This is a genomic window from Xanthomonas sp. WHRI 6106, from assembly GCF_040202405.1.
In the GTDB taxonomy this organism is placed as follows: domain Bacteria; phylum Pseudomonadota; class Gammaproteobacteria; order Xanthomonadales; family Xanthomonadaceae; genus Xanthomonas; species Xanthomonas cannabis.
Genome location: NZ_JBEGFC010000001.1, coordinates 526,375 through 552,345, shown reverse-complemented (window position 1 = coordinate 552,345; position 25,971 = coordinate 526,375). Strand labels below are relative to the sequence as shown.

25 protein-coding genes are annotated in these 25,971 nt (G+C 66.3%); 10 read left to right on the top strand and 15 right to left on the bottom strand.

Annotation, left to right across the window (positions count from 1 at the left end):
- Nucleotides 1–161 precede the first annotated feature (161 nt).
- The 6 genes from ABQZ09_RS02465 to ABQZ09_RS02440 all read right to left on the bottom strand — a co-directional run bounded on the left by ABQZ09_RS02465 (nt 162) and on the right by ABQZ09_RS02440 (nt 8,420).
- Nucleotides 162–716, bottom strand: a complete 555-nt coding sequence (locus ABQZ09_RS02465) for an NADPH-dependent FMN reductase (protein WP_349776029.1) — start codon at nt 714–716, stop codon at nt 162–164.
- A gap of 78 nt (nt 717–794) precedes the next feature.
- Nucleotides 795–2,735, bottom strand: coding sequence for an asparagine synthase (glutamine-hydrolyzing) (gene asnB / locus ABQZ09_RS02460; RefSeq protein WP_349776028.1), 1,941 nt, complete (start codon nt 2,733–2,735; stop codon nt 795–797).
- Between the two features lie 175 nt (nt 2,736–2,910).
- Nucleotides 2,911–3,549 carry a glutathione S-transferase family protein gene (locus ABQZ09_RS02455; RefSeq protein ID WP_047693556.1) on the bottom strand — a complete coding sequence of 213 codons (639 nt, stop codon included), beginning with the start codon at nt 3,547–3,549 and terminating at the stop codon, nt 2,911–2,913.
- A gap of 152 nt (nt 3,550–3,701) precedes the next feature.
- Complete coding sequence (locus ABQZ09_RS02450; RefSeq protein ID WP_349776106.1) at nt 3,702–6,275, bottom strand: DUF3857 domain-containing transglutaminase family protein; 2,574 nt, start codon at nt 6,273–6,275, stop codon at nt 3,702–3,704.
- A 58-nt stretch (nt 6,276–6,333) separates the two neighbouring features.
- Nucleotides 6,334–7,509: an acyl-CoA dehydrogenase family protein gene (locus ABQZ09_RS02445; RefSeq protein ID WP_349776027.1), complete on the bottom strand. Its 1,176-nt coding sequence runs from the start codon at nt 7,507–7,509 to the stop codon at nt 6,334–6,336.
- A gap of 119 nt (nt 7,510–7,628) precedes the next feature.
- Nucleotides 7,629–8,420, bottom strand: coding sequence for a glycine zipper 2TM domain-containing protein (locus ABQZ09_RS02440; protein ID WP_039403357.1), 792 nt, complete (start codon nt 8,418–8,420; stop codon nt 7,629–7,631).
- A gap of 144 nt (nt 8,421–8,564) precedes the next feature.
- On the opposite strand from ABQZ09_RS02440, the gene ABQZ09_RS02435 reads away from it, so the two are divergent.
- Complete coding sequence (locus ABQZ09_RS02435; RefSeq protein ID WP_184552176.1) at nt 8,565–8,780, top strand: DUF6116 family protein; 216 nt, start codon at nt 8,565–8,567, stop codon at nt 8,778–8,780.
- Nucleotides 8,780–9,583, top strand: a complete 804-nt coding sequence (locus ABQZ09_RS02430) for a TatD family hydrolase (RefSeq protein WP_349776026.1) — start codon at nt 8,780–8,782, stop codon at nt 9,581–9,583. Before ABQZ09_RS02435 ends, ABQZ09_RS02430 begins: the two co-directional genes overlap by 1 nt.
- A gap of 3 nt (nt 9,584–9,586) precedes the next feature.
- On the opposite strand, the gene ABQZ09_RS02425 is transcribed toward ABQZ09_RS02430, so the two are convergent.
- Nucleotides 9,587–10,417: a tRNA threonylcarbamoyladenosine dehydratase gene (locus tag ABQZ09_RS02425; protein ID WP_228333039.1), complete on the bottom strand. Its 831-nt coding sequence runs from the start codon at nt 10,415–10,417 to the stop codon at nt 9,587–9,589.
- Between the two features lie 70 nt (nt 10,418–10,487).
- On the opposite strand from ABQZ09_RS02425, the gene ABQZ09_RS02420 reads away from it, so the two are divergent.
- Entirely contained in the window at nt 10,488–10,916 is a 429-nt protein-coding gene (locus tag ABQZ09_RS02420) for a hypothetical protein (RefSeq protein WP_349776025.1), read from the top strand.
- A 120-nt stretch (nt 10,917–11,036) separates the two neighbouring features.
- The gene (locus ABQZ09_RS02415; protein ID WP_039403373.1) at nt 11,037–11,519 is read left to right on the top strand and encodes a glycine zipper 2TM domain-containing protein; all 483 of its coding nucleotides are present in this window, start codon (nt 11,037–11,039) and stop codon (nt 11,517–11,519) included.
- A gap of 89 nt (nt 11,520–11,608) precedes the next feature.
- On the opposite strand, the gene ABQZ09_RS02410 is transcribed toward ABQZ09_RS02415, so the two are convergent.
- The gene (locus ABQZ09_RS02410; protein WP_003483561.1) at nt 11,609–11,824 is read right to left on the bottom strand and encodes a cold-shock protein; all 216 of its coding nucleotides are present in this window, start codon (nt 11,822–11,824) and stop codon (nt 11,609–11,611) included.
- A 228-nt stretch (nt 11,825–12,052) separates the two neighbouring features.
- Here ABQZ09_RS02410 and ABQZ09_RS02405 point away from each other — a divergent pair, with 228 nt between their 5' ends.
- Both ABQZ09_RS02405 and ABQZ09_RS02400 read left to right on the top strand, forming a co-directional pair.
- Complete coding sequence (locus ABQZ09_RS02405; protein ID WP_039403432.1) at nt 12,053–12,538, top strand: DUF456 domain-containing protein; 486 nt, start codon at nt 12,053–12,055, stop codon at nt 12,536–12,538.
- Nucleotides 12,539–12,824: 286 nt separating this feature from the next.
- Nucleotides 12,825–13,955 (top strand): phospholipase A, encoded by a 1,131-nt coding sequence (locus ABQZ09_RS02400; protein WP_349776024.1) that lies wholly within the window; start codon nt 12,825–12,827, stop codon nt 13,953–13,955.
- Between the two features lie 221 nt (nt 13,956–14,176).
- Here the strand turns inward: ABQZ09_RS02400 and ABQZ09_RS02395 are convergent, their stop codons facing one another.
- The 5 genes from ABQZ09_RS02395 to ABQZ09_RS02375 form a co-directional block, all read right to left on the bottom strand.
- Nucleotides 14,177–14,890: a carbonic anhydrase gene (locus ABQZ09_RS02395; protein WP_039403438.1), complete on the bottom strand. Its 714-nt coding sequence runs from the start codon at nt 14,888–14,890 to the stop codon at nt 14,177–14,179.
- A 112-nt stretch (nt 14,891–15,002) separates the two neighbouring features.
- Complete coding sequence (locus ABQZ09_RS02390; RefSeq protein WP_349776023.1) at nt 15,003–15,638, bottom strand: glutathione S-transferase family protein; 636 nt, start codon at nt 15,636–15,638, stop codon at nt 15,003–15,005.
- Nucleotides 15,639–15,791: 153 nt separating this feature from the next.
- Nucleotides 15,792–16,229 (bottom strand): hypothetical protein, encoded by a 438-nt coding sequence (locus tag ABQZ09_RS02385; RefSeq protein WP_349776022.1) that lies wholly within the window; start codon nt 16,227–16,229, stop codon nt 15,792–15,794.
- A 218-nt stretch (nt 16,230–16,447) separates the two neighbouring features.
- On the bottom strand, nt 16,448–17,965 hold the full coding sequence (locus ABQZ09_RS02380; RefSeq protein ID WP_184552192.1) for a fumarate hydratase: 1,518 nt from the start codon (nt 17,963–17,965) through the stop codon (nt 16,448–16,450).
- A gap of 276 nt (nt 17,966–18,241) precedes the next feature.
- Nucleotides 18,242–18,613, bottom strand: coding sequence for a VOC family protein (locus ABQZ09_RS02375; RefSeq protein WP_228313673.1), 372 nt, complete (start codon nt 18,611–18,613; stop codon nt 18,242–18,244).
- A 128-nt stretch (nt 18,614–18,741) separates the two neighbouring features.
- Between ABQZ09_RS02375 and ABQZ09_RS02370 the strand changes: the two genes are divergently transcribed.
- The 3 genes from ABQZ09_RS02370 to ABQZ09_RS02360 all read left to right on the top strand — a co-directional run bounded on the left by ABQZ09_RS02370 (nt 18,742) and on the right by ABQZ09_RS02360 (nt 22,084).
- Nucleotides 18,742–19,131, top strand: coding sequence for a MarR family winged helix-turn-helix transcriptional regulator (locus tag ABQZ09_RS02370; RefSeq protein WP_349776021.1), 390 nt, complete (start codon nt 18,742–18,744; stop codon nt 19,129–19,131).
- 91 nt (nt 19,132–19,222) lie between these two features.
- A complete protein-coding gene (locus ABQZ09_RS02365; RefSeq protein ID WP_349776020.1) occupies nt 19,223–21,103 on the top strand; it encodes an ABC transporter ATP-binding protein in 1,881 nt (626 codons plus the stop codon).
- A gap of 201 nt (nt 21,104–21,304) precedes the next feature.
- Nucleotides 21,305–22,084: a ferredoxin--NADP reductase gene (locus ABQZ09_RS02360; RefSeq protein WP_039414483.1), complete on the top strand. Its 780-nt coding sequence runs from the start codon at nt 21,305–21,307 to the stop codon at nt 22,082–22,084.
- Nucleotides 22,085–22,213: 129 nt separating this feature from the next.
- Here the strand turns inward: ABQZ09_RS02360 and ABQZ09_RS02355 are convergent, their stop codons facing one another.
- Nucleotides 22,214–22,702: a glutathione peroxidase gene (locus ABQZ09_RS02355; RefSeq protein WP_039414480.1), complete on the bottom strand. Its 489-nt coding sequence runs from the start codon at nt 22,700–22,702 to the stop codon at nt 22,214–22,216.
- A 475-nt stretch (nt 22,703–23,177) separates the two neighbouring features.
- Here ABQZ09_RS02355 and ABQZ09_RS02350 point away from each other — a divergent pair, with 475 nt between their 5' ends.
- On the top strand, nt 23,178–25,376 hold the full coding sequence (locus ABQZ09_RS02350; protein ID WP_184552202.1) for a M3 family metallopeptidase: 2,199 nt from the start codon (nt 23,178–23,180) through the stop codon (nt 25,374–25,376).
- Between the two features lie 91 nt (nt 25,377–25,467).
- Here ABQZ09_RS02350 and ABQZ09_RS02345 read toward each other — a convergent pair whose 3' ends face one another.
- A complete protein-coding gene (locus ABQZ09_RS02345) occupies nt 25,468–25,968 on the bottom strand; it encodes a MarR family winged helix-turn-helix transcriptional regulator (protein WP_039414474.1) in 501 nt (166 codons plus the stop codon).
- Between the last annotated feature and the right edge of the window lie 3 nt (nt 25,969–25,971).

The window sequence follows — 25,971 nt, the reverse complement described above, 5'->3', positions numbered from 1 at the left end:
CGACCATGCACAACTCTGTGGATAACTGGTGGACAGCCGGTGCATCAGCGTTGTACGCCAGCGCTGTCGCAGCGGCCGAGACGCCCGCGCCGCCTGGGTTTGCGGCATGCCCCCGGCTCGTCCGGCAGGCCTGGGCCGGGCCGGGAATCGCTGTGGTCAACTCAGCGCTTGGTGCGCTCGATCAGGCCCAGGAAGGCGTCGATGAAGCCCTGCAGGAACGTGCGGCTGTCGGCGTTGGCGAGCTGGTCGTCCGGTCCGAACAGGCCGTCCTTGTACTGCAGGAACACCTCCGGCTGGCCGAGCACATGCATGTTCAGGTAGGCCAGCACGTTGCGCAGGTGCTGCTGAGCGGTGGCGGTGCCGATGGCGCCGACCGAGATGCCGACCACCGCTGCCGGCTTGCCGGAAAACGCGCTGTCGCCATACGGGCGCGAGCCGGTGTCCAGCGCGTTCTTGAGCACGCCGGGGATCGAGCGGTTGTATTCGGGGGTCACGAACAACACCGCATCGGCAGCGCGGATCTGCTGTTTCAGGCGCGTGCCTTCGGCCGGGAAATCGCCATCGCGATCCTGGTTGTACAACGGGATATCCCCGATTTCCACGTACTCGAACACGGCCTTGTCGCCGGCCAGATGCTCCAGCGCGCGTGCCAGCTGACGGTTGTACGACGCTGCGCGCAGGCTGCCGACGAGGACGGCGATGGTGAACTTGCTCATGGGAACGCTCCATTGGGGAAACCAGTGCCCGACTCTAGTCAGCCCGACGCGCACACCCGGTGAAACGCCCGCGCCGCCTCAGCGGCTCAGCGCCGCCCGCTGCGCGCGCCAATGCGCCTGCCATGCCTGGAACATCAGCACCGTCCACAGGTGCGTATGCCATTTGCGCTCGCCGCCGTTGAAGGCGCGCCAGAGTCCGGCCACGGTATCGGCGGCAAACACGCCCTCGCGCTCCAGCGTGCCATGCGCCAGCAGATCGTCCGCCCAGCCGTGCAGATCGCCGCGCAACCACGCACTGACCGGCGCGCCGAAGCCGCGCTTGCCGCGGTACACCATCGGGTCGGGCAGGTAGCGGCACAGCACGCGCTTGAGCAGGTACTTGCTGACGCCATCGCGGTACTTGAGCGACAACGGCAACGACCAGGCGAATTCGGCCACGCGCCAGTCCAGCAACGGCGCGCGCGCTTCCAGCCCCACTGCCATGGTGGTGCGATCCACCTTGCACAACAGATCGTCGGGCAGGTAGGCGGCGAAATCGGCCAGCATCATCGCGTCGGCCGGCGTGCCCGAGCCGTGCAGCGGGTCGGCCAGGCTGTAGAAACAGTCCGGCTCGGTGGCGCCCAGCACCACTGCGGCCGGATCGCGCCAACGCGAGATGCGGTTGCGGTAGATGTCGCCGATGCCACGCGCGCCGGCCTCGGCCACCAGCGCGGCCAGCCCGCCGGTGCGCGAGGACTCGCCGTTGCTGCGCGCCGCCACCGCCATCAGCCGGCGCAGTGGGCCCGGCACCAGGCCGTGCATGCGCCAGTTGCGCAGCGCGCGCTGGTAGCGGCCGTAGCCGAAGAACAGTTCGTCGCCCCCGTCGCCGGACAGCGCCACCGTCACCCCACCGCGTGCAAGCCGCGCCACCAGCGCGGTCGGCACCTGCGAGGCATCGGCAAACGGTTCGTCGAACATGTCCGGCAAGGTCGGCACCACCGCCAGCGCATCGGCGCCGCTGACATACAGCTCGGTGTGGTCGGTGTGCAGATGGGTGGCCACTTCGCGCGCCAGCGGCGCTTCGTCGTGATGCGAGCCTTCGAACCCAATGCTGAAGGTGTGCACCGGCTGGGCGCTCTGCGCCTGCATCATCGCGGTCACGATCGACGAATCGGTACCGCCGGACAGGAACACGCCCACCGGCACGTCGGCCACCATGCGCAGCGCCACCGCATCGCGCAACACGCTGTCCAGTTGCTCTTCGGCCTGCGCATCGGTGCCGGTGAACGGCGCTGCCAGTGCGCGCTGCATCGCTTCGCGCGCATTCCAGAACGGCTGCTGCGCCTGGTCGGGCCGGTGCGCGGCAGCGCCCGCCGCCACGGTCTGCGCGTCCATGCGCAGCACCCGGCCGGGCATCAGCTTGAAGGTGTGCTCGTGGATGCAGGCCGGGGCCGGGATATAGCCCAGACGCAGCAGCAAGGTCAGCGCGTTGCGATCGACGCCATTGTCGAAATCCGGGTGCTGCCACAACGCCTTCAGTTCGGAACCGAACACCAGGGTGTCGCCGGCCCAGCCGTAGTACAGGGGCTTTTTGCCCACCCGGTCGCGTGCAAGAAACAGACAGTTGTCGCGCTCGTCCCACAGCGCGATGGCGAACATGCCGTTGCAGCGGGACAGGGTGTCGTCCAGGCCCCACTCCACCACCGCCGCCAACAGCACCTCGGTATCGGAATGACCGCGGAAACGATGCCCCAGCGCCGCCAGGGCCGCGCGCAACTGCGCGAAGTTGTAGACCTCGCCGTTGTAGGCCAGCACATAGCGGCCGTCGGCCGAGCGCATCGGCTGATGTCCCAGCGGCGACAGATCCAGGATGCTCAGCCGCTGGTGCGCCAGCGCCACGCCGGCCTGCGCATCGCACCAGGTGCCGGCATCGTCGGGGCCGCGATGACGCACGGCCGCACCCATGGGGCGCACCAGCGCGTCGAGCTGCTCGCCGTGCAAGCGCGGCGAGGCCAGCAGCAATCCTGCCAATCCGCACATCCTCAGCGCCCCTGCGACATGACGGTGGCCGGGCGAGAAGCGCCGGCACACCGCGCACTGCCGGCGTGCCGGCCTTGGCGCAAGTGCGCGGGGGCCGATCCAGCGCCCTGCCCGCCCTCACCTGCTCCGCAGTTGGCTGCAGCAGAATCGGCCACCCGCACGCAGCGTGCGCCGCTCATGCCGCCACCGCCGCGGGGGTCGGCATCGGCACGAATCCAGGCAGCGCCTGCACGCGTTGCAGCCAAGCACCGATCGCCGGCCAACGCTCCAGATCGAAGCCGCCATCTGCCGCGCAATGGGTATAGGCAAACAAGGCGATGTCGGCAATGCCGTAGTCGGCGCCGGTGAACCAGGCGTGCTGCTGCAGGTGCTGTTCCATCACCGCCAGGGCCTGTTCGCCGCGCGCGCGCAGCTGCGGCAGTTCCGCGCGGCGCGACGCATCGCGCGGGGTCCACAGGCTGATGAAACGCGCCACCGCCACATACGGCTCATGGCTGTACTGCTCGAAGAACATCCAGCTCAGGGCCTGCGCGCGCTGCCAGGCATCGGTGGGCAGGTACGGCGTGCCTTCGGCCAGCCAGAACAGGATCGCGTTGGATTCGGTGAGCACGCGGCCGTCGTCGCGCTCCACCATCGGCACCTTGCCGTTGGGGTTCTTGGCCAGATACTCGGGCGTGCGGCTCTGCCCTGCCACGCTGTCCACTTCGACCCAGTGATATCGGCTGCCCAGCTGCTCCAGCAGCAGGCGCACCTTGTAGCAATTACCGGAGCTGGACATGCCATGCACGGTCAACGGGGGACGCACGGTCGACATCACACTGGCTCCGCGGCAACAACGAGGGGGCTGGCAGTGTCACAGCCCTTTGCGGCTTTGCAAAGCCCTGCGCAGGGTGCCGGCCGGCCATCGCCGGTGGAGTGCGCGCTGCCAGCGCAGGAGCCTGCAGCCAAGGTGGGCCGCATCCCGCCTCAGCCCATCGCCACGATGGCGACCGGCACCCCCAGCACCGCCAGCAGCACGCCCAGCAGCGACAGCGTCAACGCCCAGGCACCGAACGCGCGGCTGCGCGCACAGCCGGTCGTGCCGGCCACCGACTGGATTGCGCTGATCGACCACCACACCGCCCCGAGCATCAGCAGCAGCACGCACACCGACAGCTGCGCCATGCCGGCCGGGTCGCTGGCCCCGGCGCGCAGCAGCTCCACCCTGCCCTTGAGCGCCACCAGCGCGGCGAGCACGCACACCAACCATGGCAGCACACTGCCGGCCATCGCCGGCAGCAGGCGATCGAAACGCGCAGCGCTGCCCATCCAGCGCAACAGCAACGTGAGCAGCACGCAGCCCAGCGGCAGCAGCGCACCGACGGCAACGACGCCCGCCAGCTGCATCCACCACGGCAGCGCGTGCAGCCACATCCATGTCGACACCAGCGTGGTCACGGCGAACACGGCCCACGCGCTCATGCGCAACCGGCGTTGTTGCGGCATGCGTTGCGCCGTGCCATGCGGGTTGAACAGCATCCCGCCCAATCCGCCAGCACGCCACCACGGCAGGCACGCCAGTACCAGCACGATCAGCGCCAGCAGCCCGGCCAACGGATCGCCCAGCGCACGCCAGTCCGGTGGCTGCGAGCGCCGCTGCGGCTTGAGATCGTGATTGAAGTACAGCAGGTCGCGCGCACGCTCCATGTCGGCCGATGCACGTGCCACCTCCCCGGCAGGAATGCGATCGGTAAAACGCTGCCATTCACCCACGATGACCAGGCGGTCATCGCGTACTGCGATCGTGCGCGAGAAGCGGAACCAGGGGTTGGCCACGATCTGCGTGTCGCTTTCAACGGTTACCGCCGGGTCGGCCTGCACGCGCACGGTCTGCCGTGCCAGCTGCGGTCCGCCCAGCGCCAGCGGGCTCTTGCGCGCCTGCGCGGGCAAGGCCTGCATCCACTCGCCGAGCTGGAACAACGGGAAGCCAAGCTCGTCGCCTTCCCTGGCCGGCCACTCCAGCCGATAGGTTTCGTGGGTGCGCACGTTCAGCGCATCGGCAGCGTCGATGGTCGGCTCGCTCACCTGGGTCAGCGCGGTGTAGTAGTGCTGCATGAACTCCAGATAGTGCTCGCCCACAGCGGGCGCACCATTGGTTTCGAAACCCGACGCCACCTGCTCCCCGCGCCCCTGCCGGTAGATGGTGTCCACCGCAAAGCGCGCCACGCGCTGCGGCTTGCGCAGCGACACGACCACGTCCTCGACCACCTCGACCTGCGGCAACGTCGGCATCGGCGCCGGCACCGCCACCAGGGCGTCCTGCCCGGCCAGCACCGGCAATCCGCGCACGAACGGCAGTGGCTGGCGCTGCGCAAGCGCACCGTCCTCGCGGTCGCGCGTGGCATCCACCCAGATCTCGCCCTGGGGCAGATGCGCACGCACCACCACATGATTGAACGCGTACGGACTGGGCAGGCGCTGATCCAGCGTGCCGCCCTTGTCGCTGCTGACCAGCACCGGCTCGGCGCGGATGCCGGCCAGCTGCAGCAGCGCAATCAACAAGGTCGCCTTATCCTTGCAATCGCCATAGCGGTTGCGCAAGGTCACTTCCGGCGCATGCGGGGCGTGCGAGTTCTCGCCCATGTCCAGCCCGACGTAACGGATCTCGCCCTGCACGAACGCCACCGCGCGCAGCAACGCGCCCTGTGGATCGTCGCTGCGCAGCCGCAGGCTCTGCGCCATGCCGGCGGCCACCTGCGCGTCCTTGAATGCATCCGGATACAGCTGCGCCGCCCACGCCGCGACCGCCGCCCAGTTGCCGGCGGTGGAGATCTCGATCAACCCGTATGGATCGACATCGTCGGGAGCGTCCTTTTCCGGCTGCACGGCGGCGATCGTGCGTGCGCCGATGTTCAACAGCGTGACCCCGTCCGCGGTGCTGACGTTTCGGCTGAAGCCTGGCGCGCTGATGCGCCACTGCAACGCCATCGCGGCGGGGTAACGCACGCGGACCCGACGTTCGCCCAGCGGCACCCCATAGCGTGCATCGAACACGTCGTGATAGCCCTTGCCGAAGACCGGATTGCTGCCGGTGACGGTCACGCCATAATCGACCCGATCGCCCACGCGCAGATCCGGGAGGGTGATCGACAGGGTCAACGCGCCATCGATCAGGCCATCTTCCAGCCCGCTTTCGCGGCGCAGGCGCGCGTAGTGGGCCCGGCCGCGCATGTCGATGCGCTTGCCGTCGCGCCACACGTCCAGGCTGTTGAGCTCCAGCGTCTGGTACTGCGGCTGATAGTCGACGGAAATCTGGCCGGCCTCGTCCAGGCTCTTGGCACGTTGCACCGTGTAGCTCAATCGCCGGTAGGCGCGCGGCGCGCGTCCGGTGAGATCGACCTGGTCGGACACCAGCTCATAGCGCAGCCCGCTCGCGCCCGGCACATGCTCGGGCACCGCATCGGCCACCACCCATGCCGGCACCGGCGCCATCGTGGGCGCCTCGCTGGCCTGCGCCGGTACGACCACCGCGGCGCTGATCGCACACCACACCCACACCATCCAGACCACGCCACGCAAGCGTCCCACCCCATCCTTGCCGATCAACACCCGCTCCTCGTCAAAACGCGTTGAGCCCCGTCAACGCACGCCCCACCACCAGCTGATGCACGGTTTCGGTGCCCTCGTAGGTGATCACCGATTCCAGGTTCAGTGCATGCCGGATCGCCGCATGCTTGGTGGTGATGCCCGCCGCGCCCAGCAGCTCGCGGCATTCGCGCGCCACGTCCAGCGCCATGCGGCAATTATTCCACTTTGCCAGCGAGATCTGCTCCGGTCGCACAGTGCCGGCGTCCTTCAGCCGCCCCAACTGCAGCGCCAGCAACTGGGCGGTGGCAATGCGCCGCGCCATGTCGGCCAGCTTGATCTGCGCGCTCTGGGTGGCCGCAAGGGGCCGGCCGAACAGGATGCGCTCGCCGCTGTAGGCCAGCGCCTCGCGCAGGCAGGCCACCGCCGCGCCGATCGCGCCCCAGGCGATGCCGTAGCGGGCCTGGTTGAGGCAGCCCAGCGGCGCCTTCAGCCCGGCCGCGTTCGGTAGCCGCATGGGTTCCGGCACGAATACGTTGTCCAGAAACAACGCCGACGTGACCGACGCACGCAGGCTCATCTTGTGCGAGATGTCTTGCGCGCCGAAACCGGGGCTATCGGTCTCCACCAGAAACCCGCATACACCATCATCGGTCTGCGCCCAGATGACGGCCAGACCGGCAATGTTGCCGTTGGTGATCCACAGCTTGGCACCGTTCAAGCGCCAGCCGTCGCCCTCGCGCACCGCGCGCGTGGTCATGGCAGCCGGGTCCGAACCCCCTTGCGCCTCGCTCAGCCCGAAGCAGCCGATCACCCGGCCGGCAGCCATCTCCGGCAGCCAGCGCCGACGTTGCGCCTCGCTGCCATAGGCATGGATCGGATACATGCACAGCGAGGACTGCACGCTGACAAAACTGCGCACCCCGCTGTCGCCACGCTCCAGTTCCTGGCAGATCAGCCCATACGCCACCGCGCCCAGGCCCGCACCCCCATCGTCCACCGGAAGGCTTGCGCCCAGCACGCCCAGGCCCGCCAATTCCGGCACCCATTCACGTGGAAACCGCGCCGCGTCGAAGGCATCGCCGATGGCAGGCAGCACGCGGCTGTCGGTGAAGCGCGCCACCGCATCCTGCACCGCCCGCTCGTCGTCGGTGAGCAGCCCACGCACATCGAACAGATCATCGGCACGCACCGGCATCGCCGCTTCCAAGCAGGGAGTTGTGGCAAGTATCCGTCAGTTGCTGGGCGTACGCGGCCTCGTTGCGCAGGGGCGCGGGCAAAAAAAGAGCCGGCGATGCCGGCTCTCGTTGACGCAGGCGGCTCAGCCCATCACTGGCGGCTGCTCATGCCGTCCTGACGGATGCCCGCGTCTCCCGCGGTCGAGGCGGTCTGGGTCACCAACTGACCATCGACGACCGCGAGGCGATCGCTCGCCGGCTTGTCGTTCATGCGCACGGTCTTTTCGAACCCGTCGTAGCGATACGTCACGTCGTAGGCCACCACGTTGTCGGCATCGCCCAGCGAAATGCGCTCGCCCGGCTTGTTGTCCATGCGCATGGTGCCGGTGGTGCCATCGGCATTGCGGTAGGTCACGTCATACCCAACCACGCGCGAAGACGAGGAGTTGGCATTTTCGGTGTGGCACTGGCGCTCGGTGCGATCCACCACGCGGCCGCCGACATGGTTGCGGTCCACGCGGTTGCCGATGAAGCCGCCGCCCACCGCACCTGCGGCCGTGGCCAGCTTGCGGCCGTTGCCGCCACCGACCTGGTTACCGAGCAGGCCACCGATGACCGCGCCGGCCACGGTGCCGCCGACGTTGCCGTCGCGCTCGGGCAGGCGCTCCTGCACCACGACGTCGCGGCACACTTCGCGCGGCGAAGAGCTGGTGGTGGTTTCACGGATGGCGTTGCTGTTGATGACCTGGGCGTACTGCGGTTCGCGCTGGGTGATCGGAGCCACCCGAACCACGTCGGCGTATTCCAGGCCGCGCGGCGCCGGTTGGCCGTTTGCCACGAAGTCGCCCGACGACGGACGATTATTCATGAAGGCGGCCGTAGCCACGCCTCCAACCAGCAAGGCACCAGCAGCGACCAGTATAGTTGTCGTATTGCTCTTCATCACCAGCTCCCTGCGGACGCACCGCGTTGTTGACGGCGTGATTCCAGCATGTGAACCCTGAACGAAAACGCCCTCGCTCATGAACGACTCGGTTAAGTTCAGCTAGCGGTTACTTCATGCACATCTAACAGGCGGAGCTCTCGCATGCGAAATCCTCTCACTGCACGTGCCCTGGAATGGGCGGCCAGGCTGCGGTACCCCACATTGTTCAAGCTGGCAGCTACGCTGTTTGTGGTGGATGTGCTGGTGCCGGATGTCGTGCCATTTGTGGACGAACTGCTGTTCGGGCTGACCACGCTGCTGCTGGCGAACTGGAAAACCCGGAAGGCGCCGCTGCCGGCATCGGTGCGCCGCGACTGATGCAGCTGATCGACAGCCACTGCCATCTGGACGCGAGCGAATTCGATCATGACCGCGCCGAGGTGATTGCGCGCGCACGCGCGGCCGGCATCCTGCAGCAGGTGGTGCCGGCGATCACTGCCGCCAGCTGGCCGGGCCTGCGCGAGGCCTGTTCCCAGGCGCCGGGACTGCATCCGGCCTACGGCCTGCACCCGATCTTTCTAGGCCAGCACCAGCCCGGCCATCTGGAGCTGCTGGCCGAGTGGATCACGCGCGAGCGCCCCTGCGCCATCGGCGAGTGCGGTCTGGATTTCTATCTGGACGGCCTGGACGCAGGCGCGCAGCGCGACTATTTCGATGGGCAATTGCGCCTGGCCAAGCGCTTCGACCTGCCGGTGATCGTGCATGCACGCCGGGCCACCGAAGAAGTCATCGCCCGCATCAAGGCAGTCGGTGGCCTACGTGGCGTGGTGCATAGCTTTGCCGGCAGCCCCGAGCAGGCGCAGCAGTTATGGAAACTGGATTTCCTGATCGGCCTGGGCGGCCCGGTCACCTACCCGCGCGCCAATCGCCTGCGCGGCCTTGCCGCACGCATGCCGCTGCAACAGCTGCTGCTGGAAACCGACGCACCGGATCAGCCCGACGCCAGCATCCGCGGCCAGCGCAACGAGCCGGCATTGCTGCGCACGGTGCTGGACTGCATCGCGCAGCTGCGGGGCGAAGATGCCGCCGTCATTGCCGAGCAGACCACGGCCAACGCGTGCCGCCTGTTCGGTTTGCCGGCCTGGCCTGGTCCGCGCAGCGCACTGCCGCAACGCCGCTGATGCTCACGGCGCCGCTGCAGCCTCGGCCACCGGCTTGGACGCGGTGGTCCTGGGCTTGAGTAACATCTCCAACGCCTTGCCCACTGCCACGAATGCGAAGGTGCCGGTGATGTGGGTAGCTGCCCCCAGCCCGGCGCCGCAGTCCAGCTTGAGGGTGGCGTCGGCATCGAGCTGGGGGCGAATCCCGCACACGCTGCCGTCGGCTTGCGGATACTTGACGTTTTCCAGCGAGTACACCGCCGGCACGCCGAAGTAGCGCTGCGCATTCTTGGGGAAATTGAACTCGCTGCGCAGCTTCTTGCGGATCAGCGCCAGCATCGCATCGTGTTCGGTCCGCGAGACATCGCGCACGCGCACCAGGGTGGGATCGGTACGCCCGCCGGCGGCGCCGACGGTCAGCAACGGCAGCTTGCGTCGGCGGCACCAGGCGATGGTTTCCACCTTGACCCGGAAACTGTCGCAGGCATCGATCACCAGATCGAACCCATCGCCCAGCAGCGTTTCGATATTGCCGGAAGTGAGAAACGCCTCCACCGCATCGGCCTCGATCTCCGGGTTGATCGCCATGCAACGCTCGGCCATCGCGCGCGCCTTGTTGCGTCCGTACTGCCCGGCCAGCGCCGGCAATTGCCGGTTGGTGTTGGACACGCACAGGTCGTCGGCATCGATCAGGCGGATGTGGCCGACGCCGGTACGCGCCAGCGCTTCCACCACCCACGATCCCACCCCGCCCATGCCGACCACCGCCACGCGACAGGCGGCCAGGCGCTCTACCGTGCCGACCCCGTATAGCCGGTCGATACCGGCAAAGCGTTCACGCCATTGTGCTTTCATCACCCTATTTTACGCGTGCCATCCACCGCGCGTCCGCCCAACGCCAGACCTCGCTGCCGGAGCACGCGTCATGACCGACTCCCCTCCCAATCAATCGCGCACGGCGCGTTACGGCTTCATGCTGGTCCTGGGGGGATTGATCGGACTGGTGGCCACGGTGATGGTGGCGCGTGTGCTGCAGGCCAGACGCGACCCGGTCCCGGGCAGCCTGATGCAGGTCATGGCCTACCAACTGCGCGCCCTGCAAGCGCCGCCCACTGCAACCTGCACCCTGGCGCAGCAACGCGCGCGGTTGCGCTCGCTACGCCTGCTCGCCGACGAACTGGAGCCCGCATTCGGAAACCTCGGCGAGGACCGCCGCTTCGTCGAACATGCCGACGCGCTGCGCGCGACACTGGACCGCGCGCAACCCGCGCCGGCCACCGACTGCGCGGCAGTTGCCGAATCGGGAATGCACATCGCCCACGCCTGCGATGCCTGTCACCGTGACTTTCGATGAATAGGGCGCTCGGGTTTCGTTAAGCCTGGAGTGATGCAGTTGGCAGACTGTTCACCTGGACCATCCCAGGATGACATCGCCGCGGCCCCGACCGCCTTCAGAACCATCCGGAGACACCTCATGAAGACCCGACTGCTCGTTATCGGCCTGGCTGCAACGGCAACCCTGGTCGGTTGCGCCACCTCCCAGCCCCAGTACGGCAGCTATCGCGGCGACCGCGGTTACGATCAGGGCTATTCGCAGCCGGCGCCGCGCTGCGTTGATTGCGGCATCGTCACCCGCATCGACGCGGTGGGCCCGACCCGCACCGCGCCGACCGGCACCGGTGCCGTGCTTGGCGGCATTGTCGGTGCCGTCGCCGGCCGCCAGATTTCCAAGGAAACCGGCGGCAGCAAGGGCAACAAGAACGTGTCGGCCGTGGCCGGTGCCGCCGCCGGCGCGCTTGCCGGCAACGCCATCCAGAACAACGTCACCAGCGACAGCTTCGACGTGCAGGTGCGCATGGACGATGGCCGGGTGATCGTGGTGAACCAGCGCGATCTGGCGGGTGTCCGCGAAAACGCCTACGTGCGCGTGGTCAACGGCCGCGTGGTGCTGCGCTGACCGGCGCAGGTCTCCAGGCGGCAGACAGCAGAAAGGCCCGGTGACGGGCCTTTCTGCTGTCCGTGCAACGTGCTGGCACGCTGTGGCGCTTAGACCACCTGCACCGCGTCGGCCTGCAGACCTTTCTGACCCTGCACGACGGTAAAGCTGACCTTCTGCCCCTCCTTGAGACTCTTGAAGCCCTGGATCTGGATCGCGCGGAAATGGACGAACACGTCCTCGCCATTTTCGCGGCTGATGAACCCAAAGCCCTTGGCATCGTTGAACCACTTCACGACACCATTCTCGCGTTCGATGTTGGACATCTCGACTGACTCCCTACGACACTGTGATGGACTGGCGGTGGTGGCTGTGATTGCAAGGAGGAAGCGAGGTACATGGATGTAGCGGATCGAACGATCTACCGCATCAGGCCACGATTCACGGTGACCTTTGCAAACAGCAGCGGCTGCAACTTAACCCGCGCAAAACGAATTTTCAAGCACCCCTTGCGCATTTTTGTCAAGCCTGAAATAGGACATTTCTAAACCATCATGGACACCACCGTCGTTTACTACGTGTTGGCCGGAGCGCTCGTGCTGATCGGCCTGGCCGGGGTGATCCTGCCTGCCCTGCCCGGCCTGCCGCTGGTATTTGCCGGGCTGCTGGTCGCCGCCTGGGCCGATGGCTTCACTCATGTGGGGTGGATTGCGCTGGTGATCCTGGGCTTGATCACGGCCGGCTCCTTCCTGATCGATTTTCTGGCGACCGCCTACGGTGCCCAGCGCGTGGGCGCCAGCAAGACGGCGCTGTGGGGCTCGGTGATCGGCGCCATCGCCGGCATCTTCTTCATGCCGATCGGGTTGTTCGTCGGGCCGTTTGCCGGGGCCTGGCTTGGCGAGTACTACCAGACCCGCAAGAGCGGCCAGGCCACCAAGGTCGGCGTCGGTACCTGGCTGGGCATCATGCTCGGCGCGGCGACCAAACTGGCATTGGGGCTGTGCATGCTCGGCGTGTTTGCGATCGCCTGGTTCTTCTAGCGCCTGGCGATCGCTGCAGCGGTTCGGCAAACGTCTACTCGCCACGCCTGACCGGCTGCGGCGATGACATGCCTGGCAAGCGCCGTGCTGGCAGCCGCGCTGCCCACTGCCGGCGTCCATCCGACCGTGGCGGCGTGTCCACGCATCCTGGCAAGACGCAACACCGCGTGCGATGCCACATCGCACCGACGAATGTTATGGCCGTGTACACATCGCGTATGCAGACGCGACCATTAAGCTACACATCTCTGCGCCTGCCTGGCGCAACACCTCGGCCAGACTGACCATGTCCAAGCACCGCACCCGCCCTTTGATGCTGATCGCCCTGGCCGCTGCGCCGCTGGCGCAGGCGCAGGAAATCGCCCCGCAACCGGCTTCACCGCAGGCCTGCACCTCGATGACCTCGGACGCGGCGCGCCTGGCCTGCTACGACCAGGCCCTGGGCCATACCCCGCAGGCCGTGCAGGAGGCAGATGCCGCAGCGCAACTGGCCAAGCAGGCCGACAAGCCGGATGACGCCCGCAAGCTCAGCCGGGTGGGCGATTTCTTCCGTGCCGACGGCCAGGACCCGTCGAAGGAAGAAGCCGTTGCCAATGCCGGGCGTGGCTCGCTGCTGGACAGCCGCTGGGAGCTTGCCAAGGATTCCAAGCTGGGCACGTTTCAGTTGCGCGGCTACAAGCCGGTCTACCTGCTGCCGGCGTTCTGGACCAGCGACAGCAACCGCACCCCGCAGTCGCCCAACCCTGCCAACTCGGTCAATACGCCGCAACAGCTGGACAGCGCGGAGCTGAAGTTCCAGCTCAGCTTCAAGACCAAGGTGGCCGAAGACCTGTTTGGCGACAATGGGGACATCTGGATGGGGTACACCCAGAGTTCGCGCTGGCAGGCGTACAACTCCGATGCCTCGCGCCCGTTCCGCGAAACCAACTACGAACCCGAAGCGATGCTGGTGTTCCGCAACAACTACAGCATCTTCGGCTGGAAGGGCCGCATGAGCGGCATCAGCCTCAATCACATGTCCAACGGCCGCGCCGATCCGCTGTCGCGCTCCTGGAACCGGGTGATCCTCAATTTCGGGCTGGATCGCGAGAATTGGGCACTCAGCCTGCGTCCGTGGTTCCGCATCAAGGAAGACCGCGCCGACGACAATAATCCCGACATCGAGGATTACATGGGCCGTGGCGATGCCACCCTGGTCTACAACAAGGACGGCCACGAATTCGCCTTGATCGCACGCCATTCGCTGCGCGGCGGCGACCGTTCGCACGGTTCGGTGCAGCTGGATTACGGCTTTCCGATCACCAACCTGCTGCGTGGCCATGTGCAGGTGTTCGACGGCTACGGCGAAAGCCTGATCGACTACAACCACAAGGCCACCTACATCGGCCTGGGCGTGTCGTTGCTGGAGTGGTTCTGAGTCCTGGCGGTGCGCCCGGGCGGCGCACCGCACGCGATTGAATGCAGGGCCGCGCGGCTGCAGCCCTGTCGCACGCGCGAAACGCAACGCGAAAAGCCGGCATTGCTGCCGGCTTTTTTTTTGCGTCTGCATGGCGCAGTCATGCATTGCCGATGACAGCGGCTTACACGATGCAGGCGGCACAGCCGTGCAGCGTGCATCGCGTGCCGCAGGCCGGCGGATCACACGTCGAAGAAATCCACCTTGCCGTCTTTCAGCGTGTAATAGGCACCCACGACCTTGCAGGCACCGGCGCGCAGGGGTTCGAGCAACGCAGGTTCGGAGGCAGCGCGCAGGCGATCGACGGTGCGCTTGACGTTGGCCTTCACCGACGCGCCCAGCAGATCATCGCCACCCTTGCTCTTGGCGGTCAGCACCGCCGGGACGATGGGCTCGATCATGGCGCCGATGGCACCCGGGAAGAACGCGTTCTGCTCCACTACCGATACCGCTGCTGCCACGGCGCCGCAGCTCTCGTGCCCCATCACCACCACCAGCGGTACGCCCAGCTGGCTCACTGCATATTCGATCGAGCCCAGCGCGGTGGTGTCCACGGTGTTACCGGCGTTGCGGACGATGAACATTTCACCGAGCCCACGGCCGAACAGCAGCTCCGGCGGAACCCGCGAGTCCGAGCACGACACCAGGATCACGAACGGGGTCTGGCCCAAGGCCAGCTCCAGCCGGCGCTTGCTGTCGGAGATCACCTTCTTGGGGCGGTTCTCGACGAAGGCGGCATTGCCGTCGCGCAGGACCTGCAGTGCCTGCTCGGCGGTCAGGTCGGTCTTTTTCGATGGCGCCGCGCGCACCGCGAACGGGAGCGAGCCGGCAGCGGCGGCGATCGGTGCGCAACAGGCGCCCTGCAGCAATTTTCGACGGGATGCGGAATGCGACATGGACGAGCCCCTGCTCTCTGGTTGGTGTCGCGATCGTACTATGTGGCAAGCGTGACAAAACCGCTCCGGCCGGGGTTATGCGCACAGGAGTTCGCAGCCGCGTGCCGCCGGTTCAGGTCCAGTCCGCCAGGCCCTCGCGGCGATAGGTTTCCTGAAACGCGGGGCGCGCTTTCATACACTGCGCATGCGCTTTGAGGGCCGGCCAGGTGTCGCTCGGCCGCGGCATGTTGCGCGACCAGCGCATCATCATGGTCAGCATGAAATCGGCAGCCGACAGCGTGTTCCCGAGCAGGTAGGGCCCGCCCGCCTGCAGATGCGTGTCGACCTGGGCCCAGGCGGTTTCCACCTTCTCGCGCGCCTGTGCCTGCGCGCTGTCGGTGTGGGCGGCGCCGGCCGGTTCGTGCGGGTAGAACCAGGCGCGGTAGGCCGGCTGCAGGGTATTGGCGCAGAAGAACATCCACTTGTAATAGGCCGCACGCTCCGGGGTGCCCACCGGAGGTGCCAGCCCGGCCTGCGGATAAAGGTCGGCCAGGTGCAGCACGATCGCTGCCGCCTCGGTCAGGACCTGTCCATCCAGCACCAGGGTCGGCACCACGCCGGCGGGATTGAGTGCCAGGTAATCGGCTTGTTTATGCTCGCCACGCTCGAAATCCAGTGGATGCAGCACGTGGGCAACATCCAGTTCGATCAGCAGCCAATGCACGACCAGGGCGGCGGTGCTGGGGGTGTGGTACAGCGTGGTGGTCATGCGGATTCCCGGGTGAGATGAGGTCAGCTGAGGTCACGAAACGAAGGGGCGATCATCGGGCAGGCGTTGCCGGCGTCCGCCGTCGGTGCGATTGGTCCATTCGAGGCGACACCTGCGCGCCGTCCACACGCACACGACAGCCGCCTGCGATGTTCATTGGCCGCTGTTGTCGGTACAGGCACGCAGGCAGGCAAGCTTGCGCGGTTCGCAGCGGCTGTCGTCGCTCTGCTGGCTGCAATCGAAGACCTGCGCCATGCAGTTGGCCCGCTGCGCCGGGTTTTGCGCGTCGTCGCAGCGCTTTCCCCGTGGCGCTATCGACGCGCGGCAGCTGCTCTCGCTTGGGCGGTTGGCACGACACTGCCTGGCACTGTCGTTGCACTGGGTGATGCAGCGTTCGCCCGCCGTCGGCCCGCTGAAGCGTGTCGAGGTCGCGCTCGGTTCGAGTGGCGTGGGTTCGGCGAACGGCGCCGGTGCGGTGGGCGGCGGCGAGTAGTTGCCCGAAGGAAACAGCACCGTGGGCGCGGCCTTTTGCTGCGCGGCTGCGTCAACACTGGCGCACAGCGCCATGATCAGGCACAGACGTCGGAGCATTCCTGTTCTCCCTGGACATCGGCAATCGAAGGTCGAGCATAGCCGCTTCCGGCCTGGCGGTACGCCTGCGGTGATGGCGAATCCGCGTCATGCCCGCTGCGGTCGCATCGATGCGAACGCAGCGTCACACACACATGTTCGCAACGACAGTCAGCCCCATGCGGGGGCATACCGGCGGAAGCGGCAATGCGGTGCGCATGGCCGCTTCCTGGCGGTGCTTACTCGACCACGACCGGAATCTTGCCGATCCGCGACTGCCATAGCCGCGGGCCGGTCTTGTGCACCGACTCGCCGCTGGAGTCCACCGCCACGGTGACCGGCATGTCCTTGACCTCGAATTCGTAGATCGCCTCCATGCCAAGATCTTCAAACGCCAGAACGCGCGCGGCCTTGATCGCCTTGGACACCAGGTACGCCGAGCCGCCGACCGCCATCAGGTAGACGGCCTTATTGTCGCGGATCGCATCGATGGCGGCGTCGCCGCGCTCGGACTTGCCGACCATGCCCAGCAACCCGGTCTGTTCGAGCATCTGGCGGGTGAACTTGTCCATGCGGGTGGCGGTGGTCGGGCCGGCCGGGCCCACCACTTCGTCGCGCACCGGGTCGACCGGGCCGACGTAGTAGATGAAGCGGTTGGTGAAATCCACCGGCAGCGATTCGCCGCGGTTGAGCATGTCGATCATGCGCTTGTGCGCGGCGTCGCGGCCGGTCAGCAGCTTGCCGTTGAGCAGGATCACCTCGCCCGGCTTGAAGCTGGCGACCTCTTCGCGGGTGATGGTGTCCAGGTTCACCCGGCGCGCATTGGTCGGGTTGTAGGTGAGCTTGGGCCAGTCTTCCAGCGACGGCGGGTCCAGCATCACCGGGCCGCTGCCGTCCAGGGTGAAATGCGCGTGGCGGGTGGCCGCGCAGTTGGGGATCAGCGCCACCGGCAGGTTGGCGGCATGGGTCGGGTAATCCTTGACCTTGATGTCCAGCACGGTGGTCAGGCCGCCCAGGCCCTGCGCGCCGATGCCGAGCGCGTTGACCTTTTCGTACAACTCCAGGCGCAGCTCTTCGGCGCGGTTGGAGGCACCACGCGCCTGCAGGTCGACGATGTCGATCGGTTCCATCAGCGCCTCCTTGGCCAGCAGCATCGCCTTTTCGGCGGTGCCGCCGATGCCGATACCGAGCATGCCCGGCGGGCACCAGCCGGCGCCCATGGTCGGCACCGTCTTGAGCACCCAATCGACGATGGAATCGGACGGATTGAGCATGGCGAACTTGCTCTTGGCTTCCGAACCGCCGCCCTTGGCCGCGACGATCACCTCGACATGGTGGCCGGGCACGATCTTGGTGTTGACCACCGCCGGGGTGTTGTCGCGGGTATTGGCGCGCTTGCCGGCCGGGTCGGCCAGCACGCTGGCGCGCAGCTTGTTGTCGGGGTGGTTGTAGGCGCGGCGCACGCCTTCGTTGACCATGTCTTCCACGCCCATGGTGGCGTCGTCCCAGCGTACGTTCATGCCGATTTCCAGGAACACGGTGACGATGCCGGTGTCCTGGCAAATCGGGCGGTGGCCTTCGGCGCACATGCGCGAATTGATCAGGATCTGCGCAATGGCGTCCTTGGCGGCCGGCGATTCCTCGCGCTCATAGGCAGCGGACAGATTCTTGATGTAGTCGACCGGGTGGTAGTAGCTGATGTACTGCAGCGCATCGGCGACGGACTGGATGAGGTCTTCCTGCTTGATCGAGGTCACGGCTGGCTCTACGGCTGGCGGGGGGCAATGCGGGCATTTTAGAGCAAACCGCGGGCGCAGCCGGATGTGGCGTCTATGGAAACGATTGACCGAAGCATGCGTTGCGGCTTGCCGGGTAGCGGGATGGCACGGTGACGCAGGGAGTGCGGACCGCAATGGCCGCCTCACCGCGGTACTGCCACGCGCGCCATGCCAGGCCGCAACTCTGCCCGCCTGCTCGGTTGGCACACGCTGCAAAACACGCAGTGATGCTCTGGTCGCGCCAACCGCGCGTGCTCAGCCGTGCGCCACATTGTGAGCGGTGATGGTGTAGCCGAACGGATCGCGGAACGCGAAATACCGGCCAAATGGCCCGTCCTTTGGCGCAAACGCGATGTCTATGCCGTGGTCGGCAAGATGCGCATGCAAGGCGTCGGCATCATCGCAGCCGAACCAGAGCGCGATGCCCTCGCCCAGCCGGTCGGTGTTGGTCAGCTCGGCCACCGGCGTGCGGATGGCAAACGGGATCGGCCGGCTGTCGAACACCACCGCGCCCGGTGGGCTGTGGGCCGCAGGCGTGAGCCCGACCACCTCGGTGTAGAAGCTGCGTGCTGCGTCAAGATCCGGGGTTTGAATGCCGACGAAGTCGGGGCCTATTAGATGGGGCATGGCTGGACGCACTGCGATTGGGAAGGCCTAAAATATCAGCACACTGACAATTATGTAAGGGCACTGATATGCCAGATCCCGGAAGTGAGCCGCAGATGAGCGACCCATACGCCACTATTGGCTATGCGTTGAAGCTGGCACAGCAGGCCCTGCGCACGCGCATGGATACCGACCTGCGCAACATCGGCCTGACCACGCCCCAATATGCGGTGCTCACCTATTTGAAAGGCGAGCCGGGCGCATCGAACGCTGCCCTCGCCCGGCGCGCGTTCGTGACCCCGCAGACCATGCAGGCGATTTTGGTAACGCTCGAACGCGCCGATTTCATCGCACGCATGCCGCATCCTGAGCACGGCCGCGTACAGAAGACCGAACTCACGTCCAAAGGCCGCGCCGCCCTGAAAAAGGCCTCCGGCATCGTCGCCACTGCAGAAACGCGCCTGCGGGCCGCCGCGGCCCCGCTCGACCCGCAGGCGGTGTCGACACTGCTGTTGCGGCTGGCCGAGGCATTGCGCTGACCGTGCAGCTTGTCGGCCAGCGGCAGGGCGGGTCCTGCCCGGCGAGTACTCCAACACCCCGCGCCGACGCGAAGCGCTGCACACTCATACGATGTCAGCTTCCCGTTCCGGCGCCTCTGCGCCCGCCGCTCCCCGTACCGGCCCTACCCTGCGCGAACGCCTGGATGCGCTGCGCAACCTGCCACCGTTCCTGCGCCAGATCTGGCAGACCAGCCGTTGGCTGAGCGCAAGCAGCATCGGCCTGCGCGTGCTGCGCGCGTTGATGCCGGTGGCCTCGCTGTATATCGGCAAATTGATCATCGACGAGGCGATCCACCTGGTCGGCCAGCCGCCGGCATTCGAGTCGTTCGCCCAGGCCTTGGGCAGCGGCCGTCTGAACCGCCTGCTGGAACTGCTGGCGCTGGAACTGGCGCTGGCGGTCGGCTCGGACCTGCTCGGCCGGCTGGTCGGCTACGCCGATGCGCTGCTGTCGGAATTGTTCAACAACGCCGCCAGCGTGCGCCTGATGGAGCACGCCGCGCAGCTGGATCTGGAGGATTTCGAAGACCCCGACCGGCAGGACAAGCTGGATCGCGCGCGGCGCCAGACCATGAACCGCATGAACCTGATGAGCCAGTTGTTCGGCCAGGTGCAGGACGCCATCACCGTGATCAGCCTGGCGGTGGGCCTGGTGGTGTATGCGCCGTGGTTGATCGTGCTGCTGGCGGTGGCGCTGATCCCGGCCTTCATCGGCGAAGCGCACTTCAATGCGCTGGGCTATTCGCTCAACTTCCAGTGGACGCCGGAGCGGCGCCAGCTCGATTACCTGCGCCAGGTCGGCGCCAGCGTGGAGACGGCCAAGGAAGTCAAGATCCTCAACCTGCACCGCTTCCTGATCGCGCGCTACCGTCGGCTGGCCGACAAGTTCTTCCAGGCCAACCGCGCACTGGCGCGCAAGCGTGCGTTGTGGGGTGCGCTGCTGGCGGCATTGGGCACGCTGGGCTACTACATGGCCTATGGCTACATCGCCTGGCGCACGGTGCGCGGCGATTTCAGCATCGGCGACCTGACCTTCCTGGCCGGCAGCTTCCTGCGCCTGCGCCAGTTGCTGGAAGGATTGTTGATCGGCTTTTCGCAGGTCGCCGGCCAGGCCTTGTATCTGGACGATCTGTACTCGTTCTTCAACATCGTGCCGGAGATCCGCTCGCGCCCGAACGCGCTGCCGGTGCCGCGCCCGATCCGCCAGGGCTTCGTGTTCGAGGACGTGGGCTTCCGCTACCCGGATGCCGAGCAGTGGACGGTGCGGCATCTGGATTTCGAACTGCGTGCCGGCGAAGTGCTGGCGCTGGTTGGCGAAAACGGCGCCGGCAAGACCACCCTGGTCAAGCTGCTGGCGCGGCTGTACGACCCCGACGAGGGCCGCATCCTGCTCGATGGCCAGGACCTGCGCGACTACGACCTGGACGATGTGCGCGCCAACCTGGGGGTGATCTTCCAGGATTTCGTGCGCTATCACCTGAGCGTGGGCGAGAACATCGGCGTCGGCCAGGTCGAGGCAATGGACGATGCGCCGCGCATCCGTGCGGCTGCGCAGCGCGCGATGGCCGGCGCGCTGATCGACAGCCTACCCGAGCGCTACGAGCAGCTGATCGGACGCCGTTTCAAGAACAGCGTGGACCTGTCCGGGGGCCAGTGGCAGAAGATCGCGATTGCGCGCGCCTACATGCGTGATGCGCAGCTGATGATCCTGGACGAACCCACCGCCGCACTGGATGCGCGCAGCGAGTTCGAGGTGTTCCAGCGCTTCAAGGAGCTGTCGGACAACCGCACCGCGGTGCTGATCTCGCACCGCTTCTCCAGCGTGCGCATGGCCGACCGCATCCTGGTGCTGGCCGCCGGCCGCATCGAAGCGGCCGGCACCCATGCCGAGCTGATGGCGCAGGGCGGGCGTTATGCGGAGCTGTTCGAGCTGCAGGCGGCGGGGTATCGATGAGGCCGGGATTCGGGAGTCGGGATTGGGGATTGGTAAGAGCTGCCGGTTCATCCGCAAGCCCCTATGACTCCAGAACCCAGGATCTGCTCTTGCGAATCCCCAATCCCGACTCACGAATCCCGGCCAGCCAAATGAGAGTTCATCTCATTTGGCTGGCTTGAGGTAGAATTGCCGGGTATTCCTCCCACGACACTCACCGGTATGTCTTCCGCTTTCGGCGCCGAAACGGTGCTTGAGGTCCGTCACTGGACCGATGCCTACTTCAGCTTCACCACCACCCGCGATGCCGGTTTCCGCTTCGAGAACGGGCAGTTCGTGATGATCGGGCTGGAGACCGAGACCCGCCCGCTGTTGCGGGCCTACTCGATCGCCAGCGCCAATTGGGAAGAACATCTGGAGTTCTTCAGCATCAAGGTGCCGGACGGCCCGTTGACCTCGCGCCTGCAACACATCCAGCCGGGCGACAAGGTGCTGGTCGGCAAGAAGCCCACCGGCACGCTGCTGATCAGCGACCTGCATCCCGGCCGCAACCTGTACCTGCTGGGCACCGGCACCGGCCTGGCGCCGTGGCTGTCGATCATCAAGGACCCGGAAACCTACGAGCGTTTCGACAAGGTGATCCTGACCCAGGGCGTGCGTTTCGTGCAGGATCTGGCCTATCGCGACTACTTCGAACGCGAGCTGCCGCAGCACGAATTCCTTGGCGACCTGCTGCGCGACAAGCTGCTGTACTACCCGGCGGTGACCCGCGAAACCTTCGCCAATCAGGGCCGTCTGACCGAGCTGATGGCCGATGGCCGCATGCAGCAGACCCTGGGTCTGCCGACCCTGGATCCGGCCAACGACCGCTTCATGATCTGCGGCAGCCCGCAGATGCTGGCCGATCTGCGCACCCTGCTGGATGCACGTGGCTTCCAGACCTCGCCGCGCATCGGCACGCCAGGGCATTACGTGTTCGAGCGCGCGTTCGTCGAGAAGTGATGCGACGCGCGTGAGACGTCAGCGCGATGCGGCGTTTACGCAGCCGCGACGCCGCATGCACGGTCGTAGGAGCGCACCCGGGCGCGATGAAGCGTTCCCGGTAATGCCTCATCGCGCCCAGGTGCGCTCCTACGGTTCAACTAATGCGCGCTCGATGTCCGCGGCCAGGGCCTCCGGCTTGGTGGTTGGCGCATAGCGCTCCAGCACGTGGCCGTCGCGGCCGATCAGGAACTTGGTGAAATTCCACTTGACCGCCTCGGACCCGAGCACGCCGCGTTGTTCGCGCTTGAGCCATTGCCACAGCGGATGCGCGCCGTTGCCGTTGACCTCGATCTTCGACGACAGCGGAAAATCCACTGCGTAATCCAGCGAACAAAACTGGCGGATCTGCGCCGCATCGCCAGGTTCCTGATGCCCGAACTGATCGCACGGAAAGCCGATCACCACCAACCCACGTTCGCGATACCGCTGCCACAGCGCCTGCAAGCCCGCGTACTGCGGGGTAAACCCACATTTGGACGCGACATTGACCACCAGCACCACGCTGCCGACGTAGTCGCGCATCGATTGGGTGCGACCGTCCAGGTCGGTGAATTCAAACGTGGCAAGGTCGCTCATGGCGTGCTCGGATGCGCAGGGAAGCGGCAGCGTAGCGCAGCTGTGGCTGTGCAGCACGGCAGCGGCACGGACGGCTCGGCGCTTCCCTTGCAAGTGCGAAGCACGGCGCCGCGATGGCGGGGCCGTGCACCTGTGTCGGCCTTTCAGCAGATCCGCATCGGCGCCCGAGCAGCCACACCAGACAAGCCCGGCGAGCGAACACAGCCTCTAGCACGTCATCGCCCGACCAGTACAGGGTCCGCACCGCGTTGCGGCGCGTGCATACTGATTGCCGCCCCGGCACAGCGCCCTTGCGAGCGCGGTCCGGCAGCGCCAACCAGGCGCCGAGCCTGCGATCACGTCGACTGGCCAGCGGGCTCAAACCGGCCGCGTCCGTCAGTGACTGCGCAATGGCCCTGCCGGCCATGCCTTTTGTCACACGCCTGTCCTGCCCGGCTGGGGTAGCCTCGGCGGTTCGCACTTTGGAGCCATCCTCTTGACCACCCGTCTCGCCTTTGCCCTGGCCGCTTCCCTGGGACTTGCCATGCCCTCCTACAGCATCGCCGCCCCCGCCACCACGCAGGCCGCCACCCAGGCCAACCCCTTCTTTGCCGACAGCACGCTGCCGCTGCATTACCCGCAGTTCGACAAGATCACCGACAGCGACTTCGCCCCCGCCTTCGACGCCGGCATGGCCGAGCAACTGAAGGAAGTGGACAAGATCGCCAACCAGAAGGCCAAGCCGAGCTTCGACAACACCATCGTTGCGCTGGAAAAGAGCGGCGCCACGCTGGATCGCGCCACCACGGTGTTCTTCAACCTGGTCGGTGCCGACACCAACGACGCACGCAAGAAGTTGCAGGCCGACTATTCGGCGAAGTTCGCTGCGCACCGCGATGCGATTTCGCTCAACGGCAAGCTGTTCGCACGCATCCAGAGCCTGTACGACCAACGTGCCAAGCTGGGCCTGGACGCGCAAGGCGTGCGCCTGGTCGAGAAGTACTACAGCGATTTCGTGCGCGATGGCGCCAAGCTGTCGGACGCGGACAAGACCACGCTCAAGGCGATGAACGCCGAGCTGGCCAACCTGGGCACTACCTTCAGCCAGAACGTGCTGGCCGAGGTGAATGCCGCTGCGGTGGTCGTCGATGACGTCAAGCAGCTCGACGGGCTGTCCGAGGAGCAGATTGCCGCTGCCGCCGAAGCCGCCAAGGCGCGCAAGCTCGACGGCAAGTATGTGATCGCCCTGCTCAACACGACCGGCCAGCCACCGCTGACCCAGTTGAAGAACCGCGAGCTGCGCAAGAGGATCTACGACGCCTCGGTATCGCGCGGCAGCCATGGCGGCCAGTACGACAACACCGCGCTGGTGTCGCGCATCATGAAGCTGCGCGCCGACAAGGCCAAGCTGCTCGGCTTCCCCACCTATGCCGCCTACTCGCTGGAAAACCAGACCGCCAAGACGCCCGAAGCGGTCAACGCGATGCTCGGCAAGCTGGCACCGGCCGCCGTGGCCAACGCCAAGCGCGAAGCCGCCGATCTGCAGGCGATGATCGACAAGGAACAAAAGGCCGCGCGCAAGCCCACGTTCAAACTGGAAGCCTGGGATTGGGCCTACTACAGCGAGAAGGTACGCCAGGCCAAGTACAACTTCGACGAGTCGCAGCTCAAGCCGTATTTCGAGCTGAAGAACGTGCTGGAAAACGGCGTGTTCTATGCGGCCAACCAGGAATACGGCCTGACCTTCAAGCAGCGCACCGACCTGCCCACCTATCGCGACGACATCACCGTCTATGACGTATTCGATGCCGACGGCAAGCAGCTGGCGATCTTCATTGCCGACATGTATGCGCGCGAATCCAAGCGTGGTGGCGCCTGGATGAACTCCTACGTGTCGCAGTCCGAGCTGACCGGGTTCAAGCCGGTGGTGGCCAACCACCTCAACATTCCCAAGCCGCCGGCTGGCCAGCCGACCCTGCTGACCTGGGACGAGGTGACCACCATGTTCCATGAGTTCGGGCATGCGCTGCACGGCATGTTCTCCGACGTCAAATACCCGTATTTCTCCGGCACCAGCGTGCCGCGTGACTTCGTCGAGTTTCCCTCGCAGGTCAACGAGATGTGGGCCGACGAGCCGTCGATCCTGAAGAACTACGCCAAGCATTATCAGAACGGCACGCCGATGCCGCAGGCGCTGCTGGACAAGGTGATCGCCGCGTCCAAGTTCAACCAGGGCTTTGCTACCACCGAGTATCTGGGTGCGGCGATGCTGGACCAGAACTGGCATCAGGTCAGCGCCAACCAGGTGCCGGACGCCGCCGGCGTGATGGCGTTCGAGGCCAAGGCACTGCAGCAGGACGGTATCGCCTATCCGCCGGTGCCGCCGCGCTACAAGACCCCGTATTTCAGCCACATCATGGGCGGTTACGCGGCCGGCTATTACGCCTACATCTGGTCGGAAGTGCTCGATGCCAACACCCAGCAGTGGTTCAAGCAGCACGGCGGGCTGAGCCGCGCCAACGGCGATCGCTTCCGCAAGACCCTGCTCTCGCGCGGCGGCAGCGTGGATGCGATGGAGCTATTCCAGAACTTTGCCGGCCATGCACCGCAGATCGAGCCACTGCTCGAAAAGCGTGGCCTGAGCGCGCAAGGCGGCGATGGCGCCACCCCGGAAGCGCCGCAGTCCAAGCCGTAATGGCCGCTGCATAGGCAACGACGCCGCCCGGAGCGATCCGGGCGGCGTTGTCGTTTCTGGCGATGTCGGGTGCGAACGCGACGCTGCCTGATCAGAGCTCGACTGCGTCCACTCCATCGAGCAACTTCTTCAACAGCTTTTCCAGGCGTACCTGTTCGGGTTCGCTCATGCCTGCGGTTTCTGCATGCAACAACGTACATGCGTCGGGCAGCAGGCTTTCGATCAGCGCCAGGCCTGCCGGCTGCAGGGTCAGCACGATCTTGCGTCGATCGTCCGGGCTGTTGCCGCGCGCGATCAATCCCTTCTCGCACAGCTGGTCGGTCAGGCGCGTGATGTTGGCAGGCTTTTCGCTGGCCGCCTCGGCCACTTCGGTCGGTGTGATCGCCTGCTCCGGCGTGCCGTACAACATCATCAGGATCTCGTACTCCGGCGGACTGATCCCATAGGGCTTGAGCCGCACGCAACTCTGCGTGTGCAGGCGCTTGTAGAGATGCTTGATCAACCTCACCAGGACAGCCGGCTCCCGCGGAAAGGCTGGATAGCGCGCGCAGGTGTGGTCCACGCGGTTCGCGGTTTGATCGAAACTGCTCATATC

Coding starts and splice junctions, on each gene's coding strand:
- ABQZ09_RS02465 (WP_349776029.1), bottom strand. CDS start 716: ATGAGCAAGTTCACCATCGCCGTCCTCGTCGGCAGCCTGCGCGCAGCG.
- asnB (WP_349776028.1), bottom strand. CDS start 2,735: ATGTGCGGATTGGCAGGATTGCTGCTGGCCTCGCCGCGCTTGCACGGC.
- ABQZ09_RS02455 (WP_047693556.1), bottom strand. CDS start 3,549: ATGTCGACCGTGCGTCCCCCGTTGACCGTGCATGGCATGTCCAGCTCC.
- ABQZ09_RS02450 (WP_349776106.1), bottom strand. CDS start 6,275: ATGGTGTGGGTGTGGTGTGCGATCAGCGCCGCGGTGGTCGTACCGGCG.
- ABQZ09_RS02440 (WP_039403357.1), bottom strand. CDS start 8,420: ATGAAGAGCAATACGACAACTATACTGGTCGCTGCTGGTGCCTTGCTG.
- ABQZ09_RS02435 (WP_184552176.1), top strand. CDS start 8,565: ATGCGAAATCCTCTCACTGCACGTGCCCTGGAATGGGCGGCCAGGCTG.
- ABQZ09_RS02430 (WP_349776026.1), top strand. CDS start 8,780: ATGCAGCTGATCGACAGCCACTGCCATCTGGACGCGAGCGAATTCGAT.
- ABQZ09_RS02425 (WP_228333039.1), bottom strand. CDS start 10,417: ATGAAAGCACAATGGCGTGAACGCTTTGCCGGTATCGACCGGCTATAC.
- ABQZ09_RS02420 (WP_349776025.1), top strand. CDS start 10,488: ATGACCGACTCCCCTCCCAATCAATCGCGCACGGCGCGTTACGGCTTC.
- ABQZ09_RS02415 (WP_039403373.1), top strand. CDS start 11,037: ATGAAGACCCGACTGCTCGTTATCGGCCTGGCTGCAACGGCAACCCTG.
- ABQZ09_RS02410 (WP_003483561.1), bottom strand. CDS start 11,824: ATGTCCAACATCGAACGCGAGAATGGTGTCGTGAAGTGGTTCAACGAT.
- ABQZ09_RS02405 (WP_039403432.1), top strand. CDS start 12,053: ATGGACACCACCGTCGTTTACTACGTGTTGGCCGGAGCGCTCGTGCTG.
- ABQZ09_RS02400 (WP_349776024.1), top strand. CDS start 12,825: ATGTCCAAGCACCGCACCCGCCCTTTGATGCTGATCGCCCTGGCCGCT.
- ABQZ09_RS02395 (WP_039403438.1), bottom strand. CDS start 14,890: ATGTCGCATTCCGCATCCCGTCGAAAATTGCTGCAGGGCGCCTGTTGC.
- ABQZ09_RS02390 (WP_349776023.1), bottom strand. CDS start 15,638: ATGACCACCACGCTGTACCACACCCCCAGCACCGCCGCCCTGGTCGTG.
- ABQZ09_RS02385 (WP_349776022.1), bottom strand. CDS start 16,229: ATGCTCCGACGTCTGTGCCTGATCATGGCGCTGTGCGCCAGTGTTGAC.
- ABQZ09_RS02375 (WP_228313673.1), bottom strand. CDS start 18,613: ATGCCCCATCTAATAGGCCCCGACTTCGTCGGCATTCAAACCCCGGAT.
- ABQZ09_RS02365 (WP_349776020.1), top strand. CDS start 19,223: ATGTCAGCTTCCCGTTCCGGCGCCTCTGCGCCCGCCGCTCCCCGTACC.
- ABQZ09_RS02360 (WP_039414483.1), top strand. CDS start 21,305: ATGTCTTCCGCTTTCGGCGCCGAAACGGTGCTTGAGGTCCGTCACTGG.
- ABQZ09_RS02355 (WP_039414480.1), bottom strand. CDS start 22,702: ATGAGCGACCTTGCCACGTTTGAATTCACCGACCTGGACGGTCGCACC.
- ABQZ09_RS02345 (WP_039414474.1), bottom strand. CDS start 25,968: ATGAGCAGTTTCGATCAAACCGCGAACCGCGTGGACCACACCTGCGCG.